The 4470-nt window shown below is 48.5% G+C and carries 5 protein-coding genes and 1 pseudogene; all 6 read left to right on the top strand.

Annotation, left to right across the window (positions count from 1 at the left end; translation table 11 throughout):
* Window positions 1-207: pseudogene (locus NW858_RS08115) on the top strand (SDR family NAD(P)-dependent oxidoreductase); the annotation flags it as partial.
* An 88-nt stretch (window positions 208-295) separates the two neighbouring features.
* On the top strand, window positions 296-2821 hold the full coding sequence (locus NW858_RS08110) for a dynamin family protein (protein WP_414348925.1): 2526 nt from the start codon (window positions 296-298) through the stop codon (window positions 2819-2821).
* Between the two features lie 39 nt (window positions 2822-2860).
* Window positions 2861-3295 (top strand): KGK domain-containing protein, encoded by a 435-nt coding sequence (locus tag NW858_RS08105; RefSeq protein WP_414348924.1) that lies wholly within the window; start codon window positions 2861-2863, stop codon window positions 3293-3295.
* A 35-nt stretch (window positions 3296-3330) separates the two neighbouring features.
* Window positions 3331-3702: a KGK domain-containing protein gene (locus tag NW858_RS08100; RefSeq protein ID WP_414520256.1), complete on the top strand. Its 372-nt coding sequence runs from the start codon at window positions 3331-3333 to the stop codon at window positions 3700-3702.
* A 29-nt stretch (window positions 3703-3731) separates the two neighbouring features.
* A complete protein-coding gene (locus tag NW858_RS08095; protein WP_414520255.1) occupies window positions 3732-4058 on the top strand; it encodes a KGK domain-containing protein in 327 nt (108 codons plus the stop codon).
* A 3-nt stretch (window positions 4059-4061) separates the two neighbouring features.
* The gene (locus tag NW858_RS08090) at window positions 4062-4316 is read left to right on the top strand and encodes an HNH endonuclease (protein WP_414348921.1); all 255 of its coding nucleotides are present in this window, start codon (window positions 4062-4064) and stop codon (window positions 4314-4316) included.
* The last annotated feature ends 154 nt before the right edge of the window (window positions 4317-4470 follow it).

The raw sequence follows: 4470 nt of genomic DNA, 5'->3' as shown, positions 1-4470 counted from the left end.
GGCCTGAAAAACCAGGACAACGAGGATGGCATTGTCCTCTCCCAAGCTGACACTCTCTTCGAGGGCAGCATCCCTCGCCTCAAAGTAGCTCAAGTGGCTGTTGAAAGCCTATTTCAGCCGGCAGCAAAAAACCGCATCTTCGAGATCATCGCTAAGCCCGGCGTTCCCAGGCGGGAGTGGAGTGACCTCTTTGCCCTAGCAAGCTAGGGCCCCGTCGGAAGAAAAGTAGTATAGGGATCTCACGCCCGAGGCTGAGGGCGTTATAATCTCCGCAGCCCTAGCGGAGGTCCCTGAGATGGTTGTGCAACTCTTGCCTCAGTGTGAGAACTTACGGGAGCATGTTGAAACGATTCTAAACCTTTGGCAGCAGGATCCCACGCTCTCAGCAAAGCAAGATACAACCCGAGTTCAGGCTTCACTGAGCAAGGCTATTTCTCCAACTTTTGAGATTGTCTTTGCCGGTGCTTTTAGCGCTGGCAAGTCGATGCTGATCAACGCCTTGTTAGAAAGGGAGCTTCTCTATAGCGCTGAAGGACACGCCACAGGGACAGAGTGCTACATCTCCTATGCAGAGCCTGACGCCGAGAGGGTAGTACTCACCTTCCTCAGCGAGCGGCAGGTGCAGGAACAGATGGCTGCCTTCTGCACTCGCCTAGGCTTGACCCTACCCAGCGGCAACAACCTAGAGGAAGTCACCCTCAATCGCCTAAAAGAGCAGGCTGAGGCCATTGTTCAGCAGGAGGGCGGCAAAAGTAAGTCGGAACGAGCAAAGCAGGCAGATGCGCTGCGCTTATTAATTGAAGGTTTCCAGCAAAACCGCGCCAGAATTCACCCAACCGAAAACAGAGTATTTTCGATGGAACAGCTTAACCTTGGCAACCTAAGAGAAGCGGCCAGTTTTGCGCGGCGCGGTGCCAATAGTGCAGTTCTGCGGAAGATTGAGTACTACTGCCATCATCCTCTATTAGAAGACGGAAACGTTATTGTCGATACCCCTGGAATTGATGCTCCGGTTAAAGCGGATGCCGAGCGCACCTATCAAAAAATTGCCGATCCAAACACTTCCGCAGTTGTCTGTGTCCTCAAGTGTGCTACAACAGGTGAGCTGACTAAAGAAGAAACAGAACTCATTGAGCACATCCAAAGTAGCGAAAGTATTCGCGATCGAGTTTTTTATGTGTTCAACCGCATTGATGAAACTTGGTACAACTCCCAGCTAAGGCAGAGATTAGAGACCATCATTGACCAGCAGTTTCGTCAAGCCCGCCTATTTAAAACTAGTGCCCTGCTTGGCTTCTACGGCTCGCAGATCAGGGAAACGACTCGAGAAACAAGGTTTGGTCTGGATACCATTTTTGCAGAAAGTATAAAAGAGCTAGGTGGCAGAGAGCAGACACCTCAATTTATTAGCGAATTTGTCAAGTACTGTAGCTCCTCAGGCAGGCTTGTGGGATCCCCCTTCCGCCCTTCGGTGCACGGCTATGAGACTCCTATCGATAACTACGTTCGAATTCTAAGCGAGTGGGGCAAGCCCTTGATTGAGTACATGATCAAAGATAGCGGCATAGAAGAATTTCTCAGTGGGATTACTCGCTATTTGAAGGAAGAAAAGCGCCCGCAGTTGTTTATAGCTCTTGCCGATGACCTGCAGCCTCTGTGTATTGAGCTCAGAAAGTCCTACCTAGATCTTTATAGAGACCTAGACAGCCAACCCAGAGAAGTCGATAGCATGATTGCCCATGAGTTAATGCTTATTAATCAGCAGTTGAATAGGATTGGTCAAGAGTTTGATGAACACATTCAAACTATGGTTAGTGAAATTATCGACGGAACGGATAAAGAGTTTGAGTATGACTTCCGAAGGCTGCAGGCCAAGATGGTGCGTAGGCTGGATGAGCTTCTGGACACATTCTCAATAGATAGTGCCTATAGCCAAGCTGTTCGCATCCACCACCGTAACTCCACAGCTCCCTTTTTGGCTGTGCTGGTTGAGGCCCTTTACTACCTATCGAATCACCTAGAGGATATACTGGTCGAGTCTGCCACCACAGTTGTGGAGAACTCCTTCCGGCGGATTATCGATCGGGTATGCAGTGCAGACTACTACAAGCAGTTGTTTCGCCTACTGGGATCCGACGGTGATCTAGAGAAAAAACTACTAGAGGTTAAGGAAAAAGTTTGCACTGCATTAGTCAGCGGCGCTCGAAAAGAGTGCGATCGGTATCTAAGAGAAAGTCCTCGCTTCTATGACGAGGGCACTTTCTCCATTTACCAGTTCCGGGAAGTTTTAAAGCAAACATCTCAGTCCTACGATATTTCCGCTATTCGAGATGCGGAGCCGGGGATCCGGCAATTGCTGAAGCTTGACTTTGAGCCCAAAGTCAGCCAGACAATACGCTCTAACTTCCGGCAAGAAACCAACAATACCCTCAAGACTCAGCTCTTGCCCGTTGCTAAGGAAGTGGCTGATGAAATTCTGCAAAAGTATCCCGAAGCAAAGCAATTTATGGAAGCGACACTTAGAAAGGAAGCAGAAGAAAGAATTACCTTAAACCAACAGCGTCTAAGGGATCTAGAAGCAAAGATCGATAGCTACAACCAAGCCGTTTCTGGGATTAACCTATGCTTACAGGCTATGGGCCTAGGTCGTGAACTTTTGCCCTCGATTTCTTTACTGAAACCTTCTTCGACCGGTGAATTAGCTGACAGCTCAGCAGGTTCTTCCGAGCAGCCAGCGAGCGAAAGTGGGCCGAGTGATGAGATCTCTGACTTAGGTAAGATTTTCCCCGAGCTGGACAGCATACTTGACGATCTGAGATAAAGCAGTTTGTTTCTCCCTACTATTTGAGGAGGTGAAGTTTTGTTACCTAAGTCCCTGCCCTTGCAGCAATGCTTAGAAGGGGTTCTCTCCATAGGGGAGAAAACTTTCAAGGTTGCTAGCCTGGTCAAAGCTGCCCAAGAGGATTTGGCCAAAAAGGAAGAGCTCAATCGCTTGTTTATTGCAGCCTTGAGATCCTCGGGGATCCTCCCAGCGGAAAACCTGATTAGTATTGCCAGTAGCTTTCTTCCTCCTATTCCTATTCCTCCCGGATCTGAAGAAAAGTTAGAAAAGTTACTGCAAGAAACCAAGTGGTTTGATCAGGGCCTTACCTGTCAGCTCTTGGTACCGGGTAAGAAGGAGTGGGAGAAAGGTAGGGTCAGATTGCGGATCACTGTAGAGTTTGAGCCAGAGCGTACGAGCTCAGAAAGTAGCGATGGATCCCCTCTAGATGACCTTCGCACAGACAAGGAGTAGCTTAAGTTAGCGGGATGCATTAGGAGGCTGGGTCAGTGTCAAGCAACGATCAACCTCAGGATCGCTTTGTCGAGATAGATGCTTCTCCAAGCACCGTCATTGATATAGGAGGACGCCTGATCTACTCAAAAGAGTTTATTGGGGCTTGCTTAGAAAGTGCTTATGATAACTTTGGATCTCGTTTATCTGACAAACTTAGAGCCAGAAACATTTCATTTAACTATGGCTCGGTTAATTTTGGCAAAATAACTGATGCGAGAGGGATCCCTGCTAAACTTTTACGTCCTAGCTTGCCATGGGTTGATGGCAGAGTTAGGGTAAGGCTAATAGTTGAGTTTGAGCCAGAAGATCCAGGATCAGCAAGCGATGGATCTTCTCTGGATGACCTTCGAAAGGATGCCGATTAGCCAGGTCTGTTAGCACTAGGAAACAAGACATGCTTGACTCGATACTTCTCAAAGTAGATGATAAAGAAACTGCCGTTGCGATTGGCGACCAAATCTATCTTCCTAGTGTTTTGCACAGTGCAATTATTGATTACCTTCTTGCAGATATTGCACGAACAAATAGCCACCTTCGCTCAAAAAAGGTTCACGTAGAAATTAGAGCTTTAGTAGAGGGAGTAAAATCCCGAATCTTACAGCCTAGAAAGGATTGGTCTGAGGGAAAGGTATCCCTTAAAGTTTGTCTCGAGTTTACTCCCGATAGTCCATCCCGAAATTCTGAAGAGAATCTAGATATTTTTCGCGCTACAGGTGAGTAGTGAATGAAAGAGAAAAAACCTGGTGAGAGGATCCCGATCCCAGCATCTGTGCGGGAGTATGTCTTCCAAAGGGATGGCTTCCGCTGCCGCAGTTGTGGCAAATCGCCCCCAGAGGTGCAGCTTCAGGTTGATCACATCGTCCCCCTTGCCCAGGGCGGCAGCAACGACATCAGCAACTTGCAAACCCTGTGCAAAGTCTGTAATCAGCGCAAAAAGGACAGGTGGGATCCCCGCTTTCGCCGCCGTTTCGATCTCTAGGGAGCTGAGACCTACCTCAAACAACAGACGGAAAGCCTATCCCTAACCCCCCTCTCCCTCAGAGGGGTTGGGGGTGAGGGCAGCAGCGCGAAGTGCTTGGGTAGGTGGCAAAGTGAAAGTGTTTGAATTGTGTTTGAACCGACTATAAAGCTTG

The sequence above is a fragment of the Synechococcus sp. H55.10 genome, assembly GCF_047502715.1.
Taxonomy (GTDB): Bacteria; Cyanobacteriota; Cyanobacteriia; order Thermostichales; family Thermostichaceae; genus Thermostichus.
Note: the sequence above shows the minus strand (reverse complement) of the source record. Positions and strands in the feature narration are given on the sequence as shown.